The sequence below is a fragment of the Mycobacterium intracellulare ATCC 13950 genome (assembly GCF_000277125.1).
In the GTDB taxonomy this organism is placed as follows: Bacteria; Actinomycetota; Actinomycetes; order Mycobacteriales; family Mycobacteriaceae; genus Mycobacterium; species Mycobacterium intracellulare.
On record NC_016946.1, the window covers coordinates 4842944 to 4859772 of the forward strand.

Consider the following 16829-nt stretch of genomic DNA (forward strand, 5'->3'; position numbering starts at 1 on the left):
GCGGCGGGCGAAATCGAGAGACCCAGCAAACCCCGGCCGGACGCGGCTGCGCTAGAAAGGCGGTGGCTCGCCGTCGCCTTCGGCTGACGGCTCGGCGTGTCGAAGGCCTCGCGATGGTTACGTAAGCCCGGCTATATTGACGGTCATGTGGACGGTGCCACTGAAGGCCGAAGACACCACAAAGCCATTCGGATCGACCGCCGCGCGAAATCGCCGCTGCAGTGGCTGAAACCGCTCAGCGCGCGGACCTTGGCGTGGCGTTCGACGAACTCGAGGCCAAGATCAACGCCGGCATGGACGCCTACGCGATTCCGGGCGTCGCGGTTGCTATCTGGGTCGACGGCCAAGAATTCGTCAAGGGCTACGGGGTCACCAATGTCGACCATCCGTTGCCTGTCGACGGCGACACGGTCTTCCGAATCGGTTCCACCACAAAGACTTTCACAGGAACCGCGATGATGCGCCTGGTCGAGCAGGGCAAGGTAGGCCTGGATTCACCCGTGCGCCGCTACATCCACGACTTCGCGGTGGCCGACGAGTCGGTCGGCGCCACGGTGACCGTCCGTCAGCTGCTCAATCACACCGGGGGCTGGGATGGCCGCAACGGCCAGGACTTTGGGCGTGGCGATGACGCGGTGGCGCGCTACGTCGACGCGATGACACACTTACCGCAGCTGACGGCTCCGGGAACCGCGTTCGCGTACAACAATTCGGGTCTCGTGGTGGCGGGGCGCATCATCGAGCTTGTCACGGGGACAACCTACGAGTCCGCCGTGCAGAAGTTGGTACTTGATCCGCTGCAGCTGGCCCACACCCACTACTTCTCCGACCAGATCATCGGTCTGAATGTGGCGGCGCCGCACGCCGTGGTCGGCGGAAGACCCATTGTCGAAAGCGAGTTTTGGGCTTTTCCACGCAGCTGCAATCCCACCGGTGGGTTGATGTCCACGGCGCGAGATCAGCTGCGCTACGCGCGGTTCCACCTCGGCGACGGCAGGGCGCCGAACGGCGAGCAGATTCTGAGCCGACGGTCGCTGGAGGCGATGCGCTCGAACCCCGGCGCGGGCGGAACGCTTTGGGTCGAGCTGACCGGGATGGGGGTGACCTGGATGCTGCGGCCTTCCGCGGAGAATGTGACCATCGTCGAGCACGGCGGTACCTGGAAGGGGCAACGTTCCGGTTTTTTCATGGTGCCCGATCGCGACTTCGCCATGACCGTACTCACCAACTCTGACGGCGGATTTCATCTGATCAACGACCTTTTCGCCCGCGACTGGGCGTTGCGAAGATTCGCCGGAATCAGCAACCTGCCCGCCGCACCGCAACGCCTCGGCCCCGCCGACCTGGCGCCCTACGAGGGCCGGTACCTCGCCGGGCAAGTCTCGCAAAATGGCAGTTTCGAGCAAACGGTCATCGAATTCCGGGCGAGGGACGGCCAGCTCGCCGGAACCCTGACTGATGCCAACCCGGACGGCCCGGATACCGCCGAATTGGGGCTCGCCTTTTACCGGCCCGATTACGGGATCGACATCGGACCCGACGGCAAACCCACCGGCAGTCGGTCCAACTTCGTCCGCGGACCGGACGGCAACATCGCCTGGTTCTGCACCCTGCATGGGCGCCTGTTCCGACGCCAATAGCACCGCACCGATGAATCCACCCAACGCGGACAGCCGACGACGAGGCCGCGGCTAAGGTGGCCTGATGCCGCGCACCGACGACGACAGCTGGGATCTGGCGTCGAGCGTCGGCGTCACCGCGACGATTGTCGCGGCCGGGCGCGCGATGGCCACCAAGGATCCGCGCGGTTTGATCAACGATCCGTTCGCCGAACCTCTGGTCCGTGCGGTGGGATTGGATCTGTTCACCAAGATGATGGACGGCGAGCTCGACATGTCGGCGATCGCCGACGTCTCACCGGCCGTGGCCCGGGCGATGGTCGACGGAAACGCGGTCCGCACGAAGTACTTTGACGACTACGCCCTCAACGCCACCGGCCGCGGGATTCGACAGGTGGTGATCCTCGCGTCCGGGTTGGACACCCGGGCCCACCGTCTGCCGTGGCCGACCGGGACGGTGGTGTACGAGATCGACCAACCACAAGTGATGGAGTTCAAGGCGACGACCTTGGCCGGCCTCGGCGCCCGATCGTTGACGACGCTGCGCGCCGTGTCCGTCGACTTGCGCGCGGATTGGCCGACGGCGGTGCGCGCCGCCGGCCTTGACTCGGCGGCACCGACGGCGTGGCTGGCCGAGGGGTTACTGATGTATCTGAGGCCAGAAGACCAGGACCGGCTGTTCGACAACATCACGGCACTCAGCGCGTCAGGAAGCAGGGTAGCCACCGAATTCGTCACCAGCATCGTGGATTTCGACGCCGAGCGAGCGCGGACGATCTCCAACCCGTTCCGCGACCATGGCGTCGACATCGACCTGGCTTCCTTGGTCTACACCGGCCAGCGCAACCACGCCCTCGACTACCTCGGCGCCAAGGGCTGGCAGCTCGAAGGTGTGCCGCTGGCAGAACTGTTCCGGCGCAGCGGCCTCGATGCGCCCGCTCCAGACGACGACGACACCCTCTTCATCAGCGGCGCTCTGGCCTGACTTGGCTCACGTATCGGGATTGGCGGCCCGGTTTTGTCGGTGGTCGCTGTGATGATGTGGTCATGTCGTCGATCGCATCTGCTGAGGCCGTGGTGGTCACTGCGAGCGACCGCCTTGAGGTGCTGTTCGGGGAGTTGGCGGAGTTGGCGGGTCAGCGCAATGCGATCGATGGGCGCATCGTGGAGATCGTCGCCGAGATCGACCGCGACCAATTGTGCGGTGTGACCGGGGCGCGCTCGGTGCCGGCGTTGGTGGCCTGGAAGTTGGGCTGTTCGTCGGCAAACGCGCACACGCTGGCCGCCATCGCGGGCCGGCTGACGGAGTTTCCCCGCTGCGCCGCCGGCCTGCGAGAGGGCCGCCTGTCGGCCGATCAGGTCGGGGTGATCGCCGCACACGCAGGCGAGGGATCTGATGAGCATTACGCGCAGCTGGCCGCGGTCGCCACGGTCAATCAGCTGCGTACCGCGGTCAAGCTGGAACCGCGACCGCAACCCGAACCTCGCCCCGATCCTGGGCCCGAGCGTTCGATCACCACGACCACCGACGAGGCGGGCAGCTGTTACCGGATCAAACTTCCGCACCACGACGCGGCGAAGTTCGACGCCGCTTTGGCGTCTCATCGTGATGCGCTGATCGCCGAGTGGAAGCGCGACCACGACAATGGCGAGCACGCCGGTGCTCAGGTGCCGCCGTTGCCTACCACCGCCGACGCGTTTATGCGCCTGGTCGAGGCGGGCTGGGACGCCGAGGCCACCCGCCGCCCGCATGGCCAGCACACCACCGTCGTGGCACACCTCGACATCGAGCAGAGCGTCGCCGCGCTGCATCTGGGTCCGCTGCTGCCCGATGCCGAACGCCGCTACCTGACCTGTGATGCCACCTGTGAGGTCTGGTTCGAGCGCCACGGCGAGGTCATCGGTGCCGGCCGGACCACGCGGGTGATCAATCGGCGGCTGCGCCGCGCGCTCGAGCACCGTGACACCATGTGCGCGGTGCCCGGTTGTGGGGCCACCCGTGGTTTGCACGCCCACCACATCCGGCACTGGGAAGACGGCGGCCCCACCGAGTTGGCCAACCTGGTGCTGGTCTGCCCCTATCACCACCGATTGCACCACCGCGGCCTGATCACCATCACCGGACCCGCAGACGCTCTCGTGGTCACCGGCGACGACGGCCGAATCCTGAGCCCGGGATCACTGGCACACCCACCCACCCGACCCCCGCCCGCGGTGCCGCCCTGCCCCGGTCCTACCGGGGAACGCGCCCAGTGGTGGTGGTATGACCCCTTCCAACCCCAACCACCACCGACAAACAACTAGCCCGGTCAGTGCTGGCGATCAAACACGCTGGGGCATAACCGGATTCGTTCACACCACTCGGCCGCCTAGCTCGTCGTGCACCTCATCAGCATCCACGGTCTGCGTGCGCGCCGTGTGGTGGTTGTCGACCTGCGTTTGTTGGCGCCGGTTCGCGTTGGCGCGATTGCAGACTCCCGATATCCGGGATCCCACATACCCCGGAGGTTCGCGAGCAGGGCGGCGCCCCTTGCCAATCGGTCCAGTCGCCCTCGGCTCATTGAGTTTCGGGCGAATAGCGCCACCCAACACCCCGTTTGTATGCGATTCTTTGGCCAGAGTGGTGCGGAACGGCGGAGGAAAAGGTTCGGATTGGTCGACGAATTCCCGGGGGTGGCGGCGCGAGCGAAAAGGGAGGATTGGCGGTGCGGAGAGACGACGATAGCTGGGATCTGACCAGCCATGTCGGCGCAACCGCAACGCTGGTGGCCGCAGGCCGTGCCAGAGCCACCAATTCGGCCGAGCCGTTGATCGAGGACCCGTTCGCCGAACCGTTGGTCCGCGCGGTGGGTATCGAATTCCTCATCAGATGGGCCACCGGAGAGCTCCGCGCGTCCGACGTCGACGATCCCGAGGCGGCGTGGGGTCTACAGCGAATGACAACCGAGTTGGTGGCCCGCACCCGCTACTTCGATCAGTTCCTGGCGGACGCCACTGCCACCGGAATCCGACAGGCGGTGATCCTGGCGTCCGGCCTGGACGCGCGCGGCTACCGACTGTCGTGGCCGCCCGGGATGACGGTGTACGAGATCGATCAACCGGATGTGCTGCAATTCAAGGCCGAAACCCTGGCACAGCTGGGCGCCGAGCCGACGGCACATCTGCGGATGGTGCAGGCCGACCTGCGCCACGACTGGCCGGCCGCGCTGCTGCGTAGCGGATTCGACCCGGCGCAACCGACCGCCTGGATCGCCGAAGGACTGTTCGGTTATCTGCCCCCGGAAGCCCAGGATCGCCTGCTGGACAATGTCACCCATCTCAGCGCGCCGGGAAGCCAGATGGCCATGGAGACGTTCGTGGGATCGTCGGATCTGGACTCCCAGCGGGTCGAAGAGATCATCCGCGGTGCGACTCGCAGCTGGCGCGACCATGGATTCCATCTCGACATCTGGTCGCTGAACTATTCCGGGGCCCGCAGCGACGTTTCCGACTACCTCGACAACCACGGTTGGCGCTCGGTGGGGACCACGGCCGCGCAGCTGCTGGCCGATCACGGCCTGCCCGCGATGCCCGGCAATCACCGCCCGCCTTCCGACAAGCCCAGCTACTACATTTCGGTTCTCGCGTGATAGACGCGACGTAGAGGACAGCAGGATGCGGATTCTGGCGGTAACGCGCGCCCACAATGCCGGGGAAACCTTGGCCGATACCTTGGACTCGCTGGCCGCCTTCAGCGACGAGATCTACGCGATCGACGACCGCAGCACCGACGAGACCGCCGCGATTCTCGCGAACCATCCCGCGGTCACCAATGTTGTTCGCGCCCGGGCGGATCTACCGTCCACGCCATGGTTGATCCCCGAGTCCACCGGCCTGGATCTGCTCTACCGGATGGCCGATTTCTGTCGCCCGGACTGGATGGTGATGGTCGACGCCGACTGGGTTTTCCAGATCGACGTCGACATCCGTGAAGTGCTTGCCCGGACACCGCAGGACGTGGCGGCGCTGATGTGTCCGATGGTTTCCCGCTGGGATGACCCCGACTACCCGGACATGGTGCCGGTGATGGGCACCGCCGAGGCGCTGCGCGGGCCGTTTTGGCGTTGGTACCCGGGCCTGTATGCGGGCTCCAAGTTGATGCACAATTCGCACTGGCCGGCCAACATCACCGACCACGGCCGGATAGGGCGGCTGGACGGAATCCGCTTGACGCACAACGGCTGGTCGACGCTGGAGGAACGGATCGCACGCGTCAGGCACTACATGCGGCTGGATCCCGATTTTCGGCACAACTTCGGTGTGGCCTATGACCGATCCCTGCTGTTCGGCTACGCACTCGACGAGGTCGACCTCCTCAAAGCGGACTACCGGCGGCGGGTGCGTGGCGACTTCGACCGGACCGAACCGGGGGCGCGCCTGCCGATCGAGGCGGAGCCACGCGCGATCGGGCGCGGATACGGACCCCGCGCGGACGGTTTCCATCCCGGGGTCGACTTCGCCGCTGACCCCGGCAGCCCGATCTACGCAGTCATAGCCGGAACTGTTTGCCGCACAGGCGAAGTCGATCACCTTTGCTCGGTGACCATCTCGGACGGCGACTCCGAAATCCGCTACGTGTTTCGGCCAGGTGGCGCCACGCACATCGCGGTCGGTGATCGAATCAATGCGGGAACCCAAATCGGCAGCATCGGCGCGGAAGGTCAATCAGCCGACGGCTACCTGCATTTCGAGACGCGGGTTCGGGGCGCACACGTCAATCCGCTGCGCTTTCTGGGCAACATGGGCCTGCGGCCCTGGCCGCCGCCGGGGCGGCTGCGCGCGGTATCGGGCAACTACCCGCCCGCCACACCGTGCACAATCACCGCCGACGGGTAGCGGTGAGTTGGGCGGCCTCGACGCGTTCCAGCAGGCTGCGGCCGGCCCGGATCGTCGAGCGGACCTCCTGCAGCAGTTTGGCGGGATGCTGCAGGTCCATGTCGTGCAGTCCTTCGTAGCGGTCGATGCCGAAGCCCACCGTCTCGATGCCAATTCCGAACGGCAGGGTCAGAGTTCGCAGCGCGTCAAAGTTCTGATAGGGGACGAACGGCTGACCGGTCACCAGTAGGCAACTCGATCGCTGCATATCCAGGCTCCGCGCGGTAAAGGTGAAGGTATCCGCGGAGGTGGCGCGGCGGTTGTTGGGGTCCGGCGACGGCGCCTCGAGCAGTGTGATGGGTAGCCCGACGTCGTTGCTGTCTTCACTGAAGCGCCAGACCATCTGGCCCCGATGCGGGTCGCCGACTCGCTGCCGCCCATGCCGTACCGCTTCGCGGGTATCCACCCCGAACGCGTCGGTCGCAGCGGCCGCCAACAACTCGAATTCGGTACGCGCGCCCGGCGCGCAGGACGCGGCCGCGTCGTGTTCGGACGGCAATAGCTGCCGAGAAGCGGCGACCAGCACGATATGACCGACGCGATTCTCGGCGGCCAGATTCCGCGCCCACCGGGCCCGAAGCATGTTCGAGTAGCGTCCGGTGCCGATCACCAGCATGTAGTCGAACGTTGCGTCAGTGCGCCGTGATTCGTCGGTAAGGCCAAGCTGTTGCGCCAGCGTCGTGATCGTGTCGAGTTGCCGGTCCGGCAGGTCCAGGCGCGGGATCATCCACCGCGCCCCGCCGTCGGCGTCTTGGCACCGCACCTGCTGTCCGCCCCGACGCGCCCTCGCACGGCCCCGGTAATCCCATACCTCACTGAACTCGTCCAGGGCGGCCAACCGGGCTGCCAGGTTGGCGTGCCGCGGGAGAACTCCACCGAACATCGCAACCAGCTGCGCCAGCGCGTCATGCGCACTCCACGCGTCGACCTCCTGGCGCAGCGACGTCAAAAACTCACCATCAAACTCGCCGCCACGCATCGACACTTCAGCCGGACTGTTCACTTCAAGGTCCTTGCTCCGCGAACACGTAACACCGAGCCATTTGTGGGATGGAAGCTTTCACCAGCCTAACGGCGATGTGCTGGGCAAGATGCACTTTTTGAAAGATCGGTAATCGCCGGACTCATAGGGGCGACAAGACGCCGCTGACCCCGTCTTGTTGGTAGGAGTATTGTGGCTGATCCTTGGCCCATTGGATGTAGCGGTCGATGCCTTCCCAGATACCGACTTCAGGCTTGAATCCGAGGCTTTTCGCGAAGTCGATGTTGGCGGGGAAACGAGCGACTTCGCCGGCGCGTGCTTCGCGACGTTCGATTTTGGCGTCGAACTTTCCGGCGACATATTCGACGATGTCTTTCACCCGTGTGTTTATGCCGCTCGCGAAATTGATCGCCCGTCCACGAAGCGCGCTGTTTTCCAATACCAGGGTGTATGCGCGCACGATATCGCTGACGTACAGGTAGTCGCGCGATGCCGAACCGTCGCCGAAGATCGTCAGGTTTTCGCCGTTGATGGCCTGCCGGACGAGTCGTGGAATCAGCGCACCGAAGCGCCCGGTTTTCTGGCGCACCCCGAAGATGTTGAATGGCCGAACGATCGTGACGTCAAGCCCATAGGAGCGGTAGTAGGAGTAGCACAACCGATCCGCCGCCGCCTTGGAGGCGCCGTAGGGGCTGTTCGGTTTGAGCTCAGCTGTCTCGTCGAGAAGCTCGCCGTCCCGCAGATTGTGTCCGTCGCCGTACACTTCGCAGGTTGACACGTAGATCAACCGGTTCTTATAGCGCCTTACCGCCTCGAGCACGCGGTAGGTACCCATGACGTTGGTTTCGAGAAAGCTCTCTGGATCACCCAAAGACTGGTCCACGTTGATATTGGCGGCCAGATGAAAAACGACGTGGTGCTCCCGCACCGCGCGATGGACAGTTTCGCCGTCGGTCACCGAGCCGGAGATAAAGGCCGCTCGCGGGTGCGAACGAAAGTCATTGGTGTTTCGGTTCGCGCTCTTCGACGACGTATTCAGGACGGTGACCCAATGCCCGTCGGCCAGTAGCGACTCGCATAGATGACTTCCCTGAAAGCCTGCGCCCCCCGTGACAAGTATTTCCATCTGGTTCGTCCCTCGCCTGCTACTGGTAGGGCGAGAGCTTAATCGATACGCGCGGGCTCGGTGGGCGATCCGGCTTGATAGTGGAAGCTCTTATGTTCTCAGGAAAGGAGTTCGATGATTCTGCTGCTGGGATCGCGGACGCCTGCTAAACTCCCGCGAGCGATATAGCGCTTGGCGCAGGGATTATTTTGCAGTGTCCGACAAAACGCCCCTACGGCATTCGGGCGCGATGCCTCTTGTCGTGTGACGGCACGCCGTTGACCCCGCCGATGGACTCGGCGTAGCTGCCGACCGCGAAACCGACGCCAGAACCCATGAGCCCCAAGGCTTCCCGGTTGATGTTGTCGACGGTGTCGCGCGGGCTCTGGAAGTTCGGGTCGAACGGCGCGCCGGCCTGGCCGCCCCACAAGCGCGCCTGCACGGTGGTCTTCGTCTGGGAGGAACCGGTCGTCAGTCCGCCGATCGGCACGCCCGCGACCATGAAGGGGTGGTAGTCGGCCCGGGAATTCAGCGGCATGTCCGCGGGACGCTTGCCGGCCAGGTTCAGATAGCCGGCCAGCGTGCGCTCGATGCCCGCCGAGCCTTCGGGGACGTCCGCGGCGAAGACTCCGGGTCCGGGCGGGCCGGATTGATCGCCGTCGTCGGTGAAGAAGCCCGCGTTGGGCGAGCCCAGCATGGTGAAGTTCAGATAGAGCGCGATGTCGTTGAGCTGATCACGGTCCATGCCGAACACGTAATCCATGACCCCGTTCAGCCCCTCGGCTTCGGCGCCCCAGAACACGAACCGCACGGCGTTGTTCACCGGGGCCAGCGGTCCCAGTTGACGCGCCGTCTCGAGCACCGCGGCCACCCCGGAGCCGTCGTCGTTGATGCCGGGTCCGGCGCGTGAACCGTCGAGCTGCGCACCCACCACGACGACGTCGTGCGGAGAACCGGTCTTGGTCTGTGCCACGACATTTCGGGAGGTGATCTTGGTGTTGACGGCGTCGAGCACCAGGCGGATCGGTGCGGTCACACCGGTCAGCGCGGAGGCGCCGTACTGGTTGACGACGGCAACCGGCACGGTCAGCTGCTTGAAATAACCGGGACTGAACAACGTGGGCGGCGCCCCTCGCCCGGTGGGGGCGCTCAGCACGATGAGCCCGCTCGCCCCCTTGGCCAGCGCGGCGTTCTGCTTGTCGACGACCGAGCAGCGGGTGTCGTCGACGACGGCGATCGCGCCCTTGGGCATCGCGGCCGGGTAGTCGTGGGCGGCGCAACCCGATGGCTGTGCCGGCCGGATCGGTTGCCCCGTCAGGCCGCCGGGCGGCGTTTGGACCAGCAGCGAGGCCTGGTCGACGGGATAGGTGCGGCCCGCGACGGTCAGCGACGGCTTACCCATCGACACGGTGTACAACCGGTCGAACTGCGGCGTCTGCACGTCAAACCCCTTGTCGCGCAGCGCTTTGGCGACGTAGTCCACGCTGGCGTTGAAGCCCGGCGTGCCGTCCGCGCGGTTGCCGCCGTTGGCGTTGGCGATGTCCTGCAGGGCGCGCAGGTGGGTGACCATGCCCTCGACGGTGATCTTTTTGGCGAGGCCGTGCCCGAGGTCGGGTGTCGCGGCGTGCGGGGCGGGCCGCGTCGACGAACACCCGGCCACGAGCGCCGCGATCAGCAACAGCGTTGCACCCCAGCGGGGATTCATGACTTGGCGAGGACGTGCCGGACGCGGTCTTCCATCGCCGGGACCCCGTTGTGTCCGCTGAGGTCCTGTGCGTAGAACCCGAGCGCGTAGGCAACCCCGCCGCCGTTGATTCCCAGCGCGGTGCGGTCGATGTGGTCGAGGGTGTCGCCTTTTTGGTGGTAGTTGGGGTCGAACGGTTGGTCGGCCGTCCCGCCCCACAGCTTGGCCTGGTCCGCGGACATCTTCCCCTCGGCGCCGGAGAACAGGCCGCCGGCGGGGATGCCCGCCAGGGTGAATCCGTCGTAGTCGGACCGGCCGTCGAAGGAGGTGTCCTGCGCGGTCTTGCCGGCCGACTTCAGGTAAGCGACCAGCGTGCGCTCGATGCCGGCCGAGCCTTCGGGGACCACGGGCTTGCCGCGGGCGTCCATGGGCAGCGATTGGTCCCCGTCGTAGGTGAAATAGCCGGGGTTCGGCGATGCCAGCATGTCGAAGTTGAGGTAGAGCGCAATGTTTTTGAGCGCGGCCAGGTCCAGCGACTCGACGTAGTTCCGCGACCCGATGAGCCCGAGTTCCTCCGCACCCCAGAAGCCGAATCGCAGCTTGTTGTGCACCGGCGGCGAACTGCCCAGCCGCACAGCGGTTTCCAGCACCGCCGCCACTCCCGATCCGTTGTCGTTGATCCCCGGCCCCTCGGGCACGCTGTCCAGGTGCGCCCCCGCCATCACCACGTTGGCGTCCGAACCGGTCTTGGTCTGTGCGATCACGTTGCGGGCCTTGAAGCTTTGCGCGCTGGCATCGAGCTTGATCGTGGTCGGCCCCGGCTGGCCGCGCAGCTGCACCCCGGTGGATTTCGTCACGCTGAGCACCGGGATCTTCACCTCGGTGGTCGGCCCGAGCGTGCCGCCCATCTGTTCTTCGTCGACGTTGTCGGCGATGATCATCGCCACGGCCCCGCGCTGCGCCGCGGCGTCTTCCTTCTGAGCGAACGGGCAGGTGCCGCGATCGACGACCACCACCGCGCCCCGCACCGGCAGATCGCCGTAGTCGGCGGCCGCACAGCCCAAGCTGTTCGCCGGCGCGGCGACCAGCGGCCCGCTCACCCCGCCCGGTGGGGTTCCCAGGCTGAAGTCCAGCGCGCGCGCCTCCACCGGCCTGCCGCCGACGGTCAGCTCCGGCTTCTCGGCATGGAACACTCGCGCCGAGAACTCGGGCGTCTGCACATCAAAACCGCTGTCGCGCAAGGTATTAACCACATAGTCGACACTGGCTTCGTAGCCGGGGGTCCCCACCGCCCTGGTGCCGTTGTTTGCGTTGGCGATGTCTTGCAGCTTGGACAGGTGGGCCATCATGGCGTCGGTCGTCACCTTGCCCTTCAGCCCGGACGCGAACTCGGCCGCACCCGTCGTTTGCTCCGAGCCGGACCGGTGGGAGCAACCGGTCGAGAATGCGGTCAGGGCGATCACGGCGAGCGCCGCCGGCAACGTCGCGAGTTTGTTCACCATCGCGCCCAGGTTAGACCGCGGTCCGAGCGGGCGGGATCAGGACACGTCGGGATCAGACATACAGCGCAGTGAAGGGGGCGAAGGGAATGTTGCGCACCACGAACCACGCCAGCACCAATGACAGTGTCACCGCGGCGGCCCAGCGGCGGTGTTGCCAACTGCGGACCCGCCGGCCCACCACGTGTCCGTAGGTCCAGGCCAGGTACGCCCACACCAGCAGCACGACCGCCGCCAGGCCCAGAGCGTTGAACCTGGCGGCCGCCAACACATTGCCGTGCATGAGGGAATACAGCATGCGCAGGCTGCCGCAACCGGGACAGTCGATCCCCAACAACGCCTTGGTGGGGCATACCGGCAGCGGGCCGTTCGGGGTGGTCGGGTCACCCGCCCAGATGGCGGCGCACATCAACGTCGTGGATGCGGCCACCACTAGTGGTGCACCCAGGCCCGCGTGCGCCGCCCCCCGGCGGGTCACCAACATCGAGATCCGGGCTCAGAACATCGCGGCGAGCGCCGCGTTCGTGTTCGTGTTCAGCGCGCCGACCGACATCAAGATGACGTAGATGATGCCGACGACGACGCCGATCGCCGCCGACCAGATCGCCCATTTCTTGGCGCTCTCGGCCGATGCCTGCGCCTCGGCGTAGCGGCCCTGCGCCCACAACCCGTTGACCTGGCTGGATTTGACGATCGCCACGATCCCGAACGGAAGGCAGCAGAACAGGGTCACCAGAATCGACCACACCAGATAGTTGTTCGGCGCTTGGGCGGCCGGCTGCTGCGGCGGGTAACCGGGAGGCGGCGGCGGGGGCGGCGGTTGTGTCATGGATTCTCCACTCAGAGAAGTTAGCTGGCGTAAAGCGGTGCTAACCATACCCGCTCGGCGTCGCGTCGGCACTAGCAATGAAAAAATCCGATCCGCGCAACGACGACCGCGGCGCATCGGCGGCGTCGGCGCATCGGCCCGAAGACCCGATTGTCGCCCGGCCTCAACGTCATTCGATATTCGACGCGTCGAAATGCCCCTGCGGTCCGTTGCCCTGGGGCTTTGCGGGCGACGCCCCGAACTAATGCCCACACAGACAATTGCCGCCGGAACGTGTTGCATTACCACGACATAGCCCTACTATCCGTGTTAGCAACGGCCGTTAAGGAGCCATTCATGTCTGATTTCAGCAACGCGCTGAAGACGGCGATGGCAATGGCGCTCACGGCCGGTTTCGCGTTAGCGGGCGGCGTCACGGCGGCCGCCGACCCCGCCGGCACCGGCAACTCGTCGGACATCAACACGCTCGCGGCCACGCTCTCGAAGGGCTACGGCTTGAACAACTGCACCGCCCAGAACATCGACCGCGGCAGGCAACTGGCCGTACTCACGTGCGGACAAAGCCCCGATCCGAAAGGACCGGCACAGGCCAAGTACGTCCTGTTCACCAGCGCCGAGAACCTGGCCACCGCGTTTCGGGCCACCATCAAGGAGGACGTCCTGACGCCGTGCGGGGACGCCAACCAGTCGCCGTCCAGTTGGCACAAGGACGGTTCGGCCGCCAACGCCGGGCAGGCGGCGTGCGGCACATACCAAAACGCCGCCGAGATCATCTGGACGACGGACGCGAAAAACACGCTGAGCTACCTGCGTGCGTCCAACACCGACGTCAACGCGCTCTACCAGTGGTGGCGCGCCAACGGTTGACAATCTTCTTGGGGGGCAAGGGGTTTCTGCATCAACCACCCACAACCGCAGGGAGTCAAAATGTCACATCTGATCACCGCGCTGCGCGTCGCGTCGGCCGCAGCTTTCACGGGCGGTTTGGTCCTCGCGGGCAGCGCCACCGCGGTCGCCGAACCCAACACCGGTAGCGCCACGGACATGAACACGCTGGCGGCTTCGCTGTCGAAGGGCTACGGCCTGAACAACTGCAAGCCGCAGGAGCTGACCGAAACCGGCGAACTGGCCGAACTGCTTTGCGGGCAGAGCCCCGACTCCGGCGGACCCGGCTCCGGCGTCTACGCGCTCTTCTCCAACAGCACGAACCTGGGCTCCGCCTTCAGTTCCACCATCAAGGATGTGTCGCTGGCCGCGTGCGGGGACGCCGGGCAGTCGCCGGGAACGTGGAAGCAGAACGGTCAGACCGGCGGCCAGATCGCCTGCGGCACCTACAAGAACTACGCGACGTTGACCTGGACCACCGACGCCAAGAACGTGCTGGGTCACCTGACCGCGGCCAACGCCGACGTCAACGCGCTCTACCAGTGGTGGCGCACGAACGGCTGACGTTTACAGCTGAGCTGCAATCAAATCCGCTACCGCGCACATACCGGCGGGATTCGGGTGCAACGGTGCGGGGCGACCCGGTAGCGGAACACCGTAGCGCGCCGGCAGCGTCGTCCACGGCTCCGCCGACCAGGCGTGGTGCTCGCGGCTGGCCGCGGCGGCGTGGACGATTCCGCAGCCGGTCGCCGCGGCGGCGTCGGCAGTCATCCTTTCCAGCGTGGCGGCCACGTGCCGGCCCAGGTCGGCGTCCGCGGGCGACAGCGGTGGGGCAGGCATGCCCGCGGGCGGCAGCATCGTCAGGTAGTCGACGAAGAAGATCCGCGCCCCTGCGGATCGTTGACGCACCGCGCGGCCCACCGCGCACAGCGATTCGAACACCGCGTCGAGGGCCCGATCTCGCGCGTCGGGATCGAGCAGTTCGCGGATGCGGTCGCCCAACAGCGGCACGCGCCGCAGCGGGCGCGGCAGTGCGGCCGCCATCAACAGCGGTACGTAGCCGACGTCGTTGCCGCCGATGGTGATGGTGACCAGACCCTCCGAACCGTCCAGGGCGTCGACTTGCGCCGGCGCGCCGCGTTGACGCTCGGCGAGCACGTTCGCGGTGGTCGCACCGGAAAAGGTGACGTCGACAAGGTCGTAGCCGTATCGCCGGGCGATCAGGTGGGCATAGTTGCGGGCGGACCGGCCCGACCAGCGCGGGGCACCCGCGGCGCGCGGCCGGATACCGGGACCGGCGGCCATCGAACTGCCCAGCGCGACATAGCGTTTCATCGTTGGGGGCTCGAGGCCTCCGCCCAGAACCGCTTCGGGATCCGCCCGGCGCGCCGGGCCAGATAGCCGGCGGTGACGGCGGCCGACATCGCGGCGGCCATCGCGGCGGGGTCGGCGGCCCGGGTCACCGCGGAGGCCAACAGCACTGCGTCGCAACCCAATTCCATGGCCAGCGCGGCGTCGCTGGCGGTGCCGATGCCGGCGTCGAGCACCACCGGGACGTGGGCCCCGGCGACGATCATCTCGATGTTGTGCGGATTGGTGATGCCCAGCCCGGTCCCGATCGGCGATCCCAGCGGCATGACGGCCGCGCATCCGGCGTCCTCCAGCCGGCGCGCAAGCACGGGATCATCGTTTGTGTAGGGCAGCACGACGAACCCGTCGTCGACCAATTGCTCTGCCGCGCGTACCAATTCGACCGCGTCGGGCAGCAGCGTTCGCTCGTCGGCGATCACCTCGAGCTTGATCCAGTTGGTGTTCAACGCCTCGCGCGCCAGCTGCGCGGTGAGCACCGCCTCGGCGGCGCCGCGGCATCCCGCGGTGTTGGGCAGCGGCGTGATTCCGAGCCGGTTGAGCAGATCGAGCAACCCGGTGCCACCCTCGGCGTCGACCCGGCGAATCGCGACGGTGGTCAGTTCCGTGCCCGACGCGACGAGCGCCTCTTCCAGCACCGCCAGGTTGCTCGCTCCCCCGGTCCCCATGATGAGCCGCGAGGCGAAGCTGCGGTCCGCGATGGTCAGTTTCGAGTCAGCCACCTTGCACCGCCGTCACCACTTCGAGACGCACGGGAGCGCCGGGAAGCTCCGAAAGCTCTGTCGCCCATCGTGATCGCGGCAGCACCGCGTCGTCCATCGCCACGGCGACGCCGCGGTCCGGGAAGCCCAGGGAATCGAGCAGCGCCGACACCGTGGTGTGCGCGTCGACGTCGACCTCTTTCTCGTTCACCAGGATGATCATTAGTGTGCTCCCACCGGTGCCAGTTCGGAAACGATCTGTTCTGCCGTCCAGGGCGCCAGCAGGAACCCCGACCGGCCGTGGCCGGCGGCGACCAGCGTGCGCGCGTCCAGGCGATGCACCAACGGCAGATTGTCGGGTGTCATCGGGCGCAGCCCGGCCCCGCACTCGGCTAGCTCGTATTCACCGAGCGCCGGCAGCACCGCGCAGGCGTCGTCGAGGAGGTCACGCACCCCCGAGACGACCGGGGCGGTGTCGCGCCCGTGCTCGTATTGGGTCGCGCCGACCACCACGCCGTCCGCGCGCGGCACCAGGTAGACCTGCCGGCCGTGCACCCGGGCGCGAATCACCCGACGCGGCAACGGCATACAACCTTTGCGCCACCGCAGTCGCAGCACCTCACCCTTGACCGGGCGCACCGGCAGCCCGGGCCACAACGCCGGCGCGTCGATGCCGTTGGCGATCACCACCGCGTCGGCCTCGACCGCCGACAGGTCGTGCACCGGCGGCGCCCACCGCACCCCGAGACGCTCGCACTCCGCCTCGAGCGCGTCGAGCACCGCCCGGTTGTCCACGGCCAGCTCCGTGGGCGCCCGAAAGCCGTGCCGGATGCCCTGCGCGAGTAGGGGTTCCACGTCGCGGGCGGCCGACTCCCAGACCACGGGGTGTCCCTGAGCGGACAGCCAGTCCGCCACGGTGCGCAGGTCGGCGGCGTCGGCGCGGTCGACGGCCACCACCAGCGACTCGCGGGCGGTGACCACTCCGGCCGGCAGGCCGTCGAGGAAACCGCCGTCGCGCCACAACCGCAGGGATTCCAGGCCCAGCCGCAGCAATCGCTCTTCTCCCGGCCAGCCCTCGCTGTGCGGGGCCAGCATGCCGCCGGCGACCCAGGATGCGCCCCGCTCCCCGCTGCGGTGCACCCGCACCGACCAGCCGGCCTGGGCGGCGCGGCGCGCCACCGCCAGCCCGATGACGCCGCCGCCGATGACGGCCAGCGACCCCAGCGGTGGGCCCGAAGGCATC

17 protein-coding genes are annotated in these 16829 nt (G+C 66.9%); 7 read left to right on the forward strand and 10 right to left on the reverse strand.

Annotated features, from left to right (window positions below; translation table 11 throughout):
- Positions 1-209 precede the first annotated feature (209 nt).
- The 5 genes from OCU_RS47410 (at position 210) to OCU_RS47430 (ending at position 6494) form a co-directional block, all read left to right on the forward strand.
- Positions 210-1640 carry a serine hydrolase domain-containing protein gene (locus OCU_RS47410; protein ID WP_225331950.1) on the forward strand — a complete coding sequence of 477 codons (1431 nt, stop codon included), beginning with the start codon at positions 210-212 and terminating at the stop codon, positions 1638-1640.
- Positions 1641-1704: 64 nt separating this feature from the next.
- The gene (locus OCU_RS47415; protein ID WP_009952586.1) at positions 1705-2604 is read left to right on the forward strand and encodes a class I SAM-dependent methyltransferase; all 900 of its coding nucleotides are present in this window, start codon (positions 1705-1707) and stop codon (positions 2602-2604) included.
- 62 nt (positions 2605-2666) lie between these two features.
- The gene (locus OCU_RS47420; protein WP_029384126.1) at positions 2667-3923 is read left to right on the forward strand and encodes an HNH endonuclease signature motif containing protein; all 1257 of its coding nucleotides are present in this window, start codon (positions 2667-2669) and stop codon (positions 3921-3923) included.
- Positions 3924-4324: 401 nt separating this feature from the next.
- Positions 4325-5248, forward strand: a complete 924-nt coding sequence (locus OCU_RS47425) for a class I SAM-dependent methyltransferase (protein ID WP_029384127.1) — start codon at positions 4325-4327, stop codon at positions 5246-5248.
- A gap of 25 nt (positions 5249-5273) precedes the next feature.
- A complete protein-coding gene (locus tag OCU_RS47430; protein ID WP_014381276.1) occupies positions 5274-6494 on the forward strand; it encodes a peptidoglycan DD-metalloendopeptidase family protein in 1221 nt (406 codons plus the stop codon).
- Here the strand turns inward: OCU_RS47430 and OCU_RS47435 are convergent.
- From OCU_RS47435 to OCU_RS47460, 6 genes are all read right to left on the reverse strand, one after another.
- Entirely contained in the window at positions 6478-7512 is a 1035-nt protein-coding gene (locus OCU_RS47435; RefSeq protein ID WP_225331949.1) for a hypothetical protein, read from the reverse strand. The genes OCU_RS47430 and OCU_RS47435 overlap by 17 nt on opposite strands.
- A 145-nt stretch (positions 7513-7657) precedes the next feature.
- A complete protein-coding gene (locus OCU_RS47440; protein WP_014381278.1) occupies positions 7658-8641 on the reverse strand; it encodes an NAD-dependent epimerase/dehydratase family protein in 984 nt (327 codons plus the stop codon).
- Positions 8642-8852: 211 nt separating this feature from the next.
- On the reverse strand, positions 8853-10325 hold the full coding sequence (locus OCU_RS47445; RefSeq protein ID WP_009952593.1) for a M28 family peptidase: 1473 nt from the start codon (positions 10323-10325) through the stop codon (positions 8853-8855).
- Positions 10322-11806: a M28 family metallopeptidase gene (locus OCU_RS47450; protein ID WP_014381279.1), complete on the reverse strand. Its 1485-nt coding sequence runs from the start codon at positions 11804-11806 to the stop codon at positions 10322-10324. Before OCU_RS47450 ends, OCU_RS47445 begins: the two co-directional genes overlap by 4 nt.
- 52 nt (positions 11807-11858) lie before the next feature.
- Positions 11859-12284 (reverse strand): DUF2752 domain-containing protein, encoded by a 426-nt coding sequence (locus tag OCU_RS47455; RefSeq protein WP_026071162.1) that lies wholly within the window; start codon positions 12282-12284, stop codon positions 11859-11861.
- 15 nt (positions 12285-12299) lie between these two features.
- A complete protein-coding gene (locus OCU_RS47460) occupies positions 12300-12632 on the reverse strand; it encodes a CD225/dispanin family protein (RefSeq protein WP_008261422.1) in 333 nt (110 codons plus the stop codon).
- A gap of 336 nt (positions 12633-12968) precedes the next feature.
- Between OCU_RS47460 and OCU_RS47465 the strand changes: the two genes are divergently transcribed.
- Both OCU_RS47465 and OCU_RS47470 read left to right on the forward strand, forming a co-directional pair.
- Positions 12969-13499 (forward strand): hypothetical protein, encoded by a 531-nt coding sequence (locus tag OCU_RS47465; protein WP_008261424.1) that lies wholly within the window; start codon positions 12969-12971, stop codon positions 13497-13499.
- 60 nt (positions 13500-13559) lie between these two features.
- Positions 13560-14081, forward strand: a complete 522-nt coding sequence (locus OCU_RS47470) for a hypothetical protein (protein ID WP_014381282.1) — start codon at positions 13560-13562, stop codon at positions 14079-14081.
- 3 nt (positions 14082-14084) lie between these two features.
- Here the strand turns inward: OCU_RS47470 and OCU_RS47475 are convergent, their stop codons facing one another.
- The 4 genes from OCU_RS47475 to thiO are packed head-to-tail and all read right to left on the reverse strand — an operon-like array spanning position 14085 to position 16828.
- The gene (locus tag OCU_RS47475) at positions 14085-14852 is read right to left on the reverse strand and encodes an SGNH/GDSL hydrolase family protein (protein WP_014381283.1); all 768 of its coding nucleotides are present in this window, start codon (positions 14850-14852) and stop codon (positions 14085-14087) included.
- Positions 14849-15607: a thiazole synthase gene (gene thiG, locus OCU_RS47480; RefSeq protein WP_014381284.1), complete on the reverse strand. Its 759-nt coding sequence runs from the start codon at positions 15605-15607 to the stop codon at positions 14849-14851. The genes OCU_RS47475 and thiG overlap by 4 nt, the downstream gene beginning before the upstream one ends.
- Positions 15600-15809: a sulfur carrier protein ThiS gene (thiS, locus tag OCU_RS47485; RefSeq protein ID WP_008261432.1), complete on the reverse strand. Its 210-nt coding sequence runs from the start codon at positions 15807-15809 to the stop codon at positions 15600-15602. Before thiS ends, thiG begins: the two co-directional genes overlap by 8 nt.
- Positions 15809-16828: a glycine oxidase ThiO gene (thiO, locus tag OCU_RS47490; RefSeq protein ID WP_026071161.1), complete on the reverse strand. Its 1020-nt coding sequence runs from the start codon at positions 16826-16828 to the stop codon at positions 15809-15811. The genes thiS and thiO overlap by 1 nt, the downstream gene beginning before the upstream one ends.
- Between the last annotated feature and the right edge of the window lies 1 nt (position 16829).

Coding starts and splice junctions, on each gene's coding strand:
- OCU_RS47465 (WP_008261424.1), top strand. CDS start 12,969: ATGTCTGATTTCAGCAACGCGCTGAAGACGGCGATGGCAATGGCGCTC.
- OCU_RS47420 (WP_029384126.1), top strand. CDS start 2,667: ATGTCGTCGATCGCATCTGCTGAGGCCGTGGTGGTCACTGCGAGCGAC.
- OCU_RS47470 (WP_014381282.1), top strand. CDS start 13,560: ATGTCACATCTGATCACCGCGCTGCGCGTCGCGTCGGCCGCAGCTTTC.
- OCU_RS47445 (WP_009952593.1), bottom strand. CDS start 10,325: ATGAATCCCCGCTGGGGTGCAACGCTGTTGCTGATCGCGGCGCTCGTG.
- OCU_RS47440 (WP_014381278.1), bottom strand. CDS start 8,641: ATGGAAATACTTGTCACGGGGGGCGCAGGCTTTCAGGGAAGTCATCTA.
- OCU_RS47435 (WP_225331949.1), bottom strand. CDS start 7,512: ATGCGTGGCGGCGAGTTTGATGGTGAGTTTTTGACGTCGCTGCGCCAG.
- OCU_RS47450 (WP_014381279.1), bottom strand. CDS start 11,806: ATGGTGAACAAACTCGCGACGTTGCCGGCGGCGCTCGCCGTGATCGCC.
- thiS (WP_008261432.1), bottom strand. CDS start 15,809: ATGATCATCCTGGTGAACGAGAAAGAGGTCGACGTCGACGCGCACACC.
- OCU_RS47430 (WP_014381276.1), top strand. CDS start 5,274: ATGCGGATTCTGGCGGTAACGCGCGCCCACAATGCCGGGGAAACCTTG.
- OCU_RS47415 (WP_009952586.1), top strand. CDS start 1,705: ATGCCGCGCACCGACGACGACAGCTGGGATCTGGCGTCGAGCGTCGGC.
- OCU_RS47475 (WP_014381283.1), bottom strand. CDS start 14,852: ATGAAACGCTATGTCGCGCTGGGCAGTTCGATGGCCGCCGGTCCCGGT.
- thiO (WP_026071161.1), bottom strand. CDS start 16,828: ATGCCTTCGGGCCCACCGCTGGGGTCGCTGGCCGTCATCGGCGGCGGC.
- OCU_RS47460 (WP_008261422.1), bottom strand. CDS start 12,632: ATGACACAACCGCCGCCCCCGCCGCCGCCTCCCGGTTACCCGCCGCAG.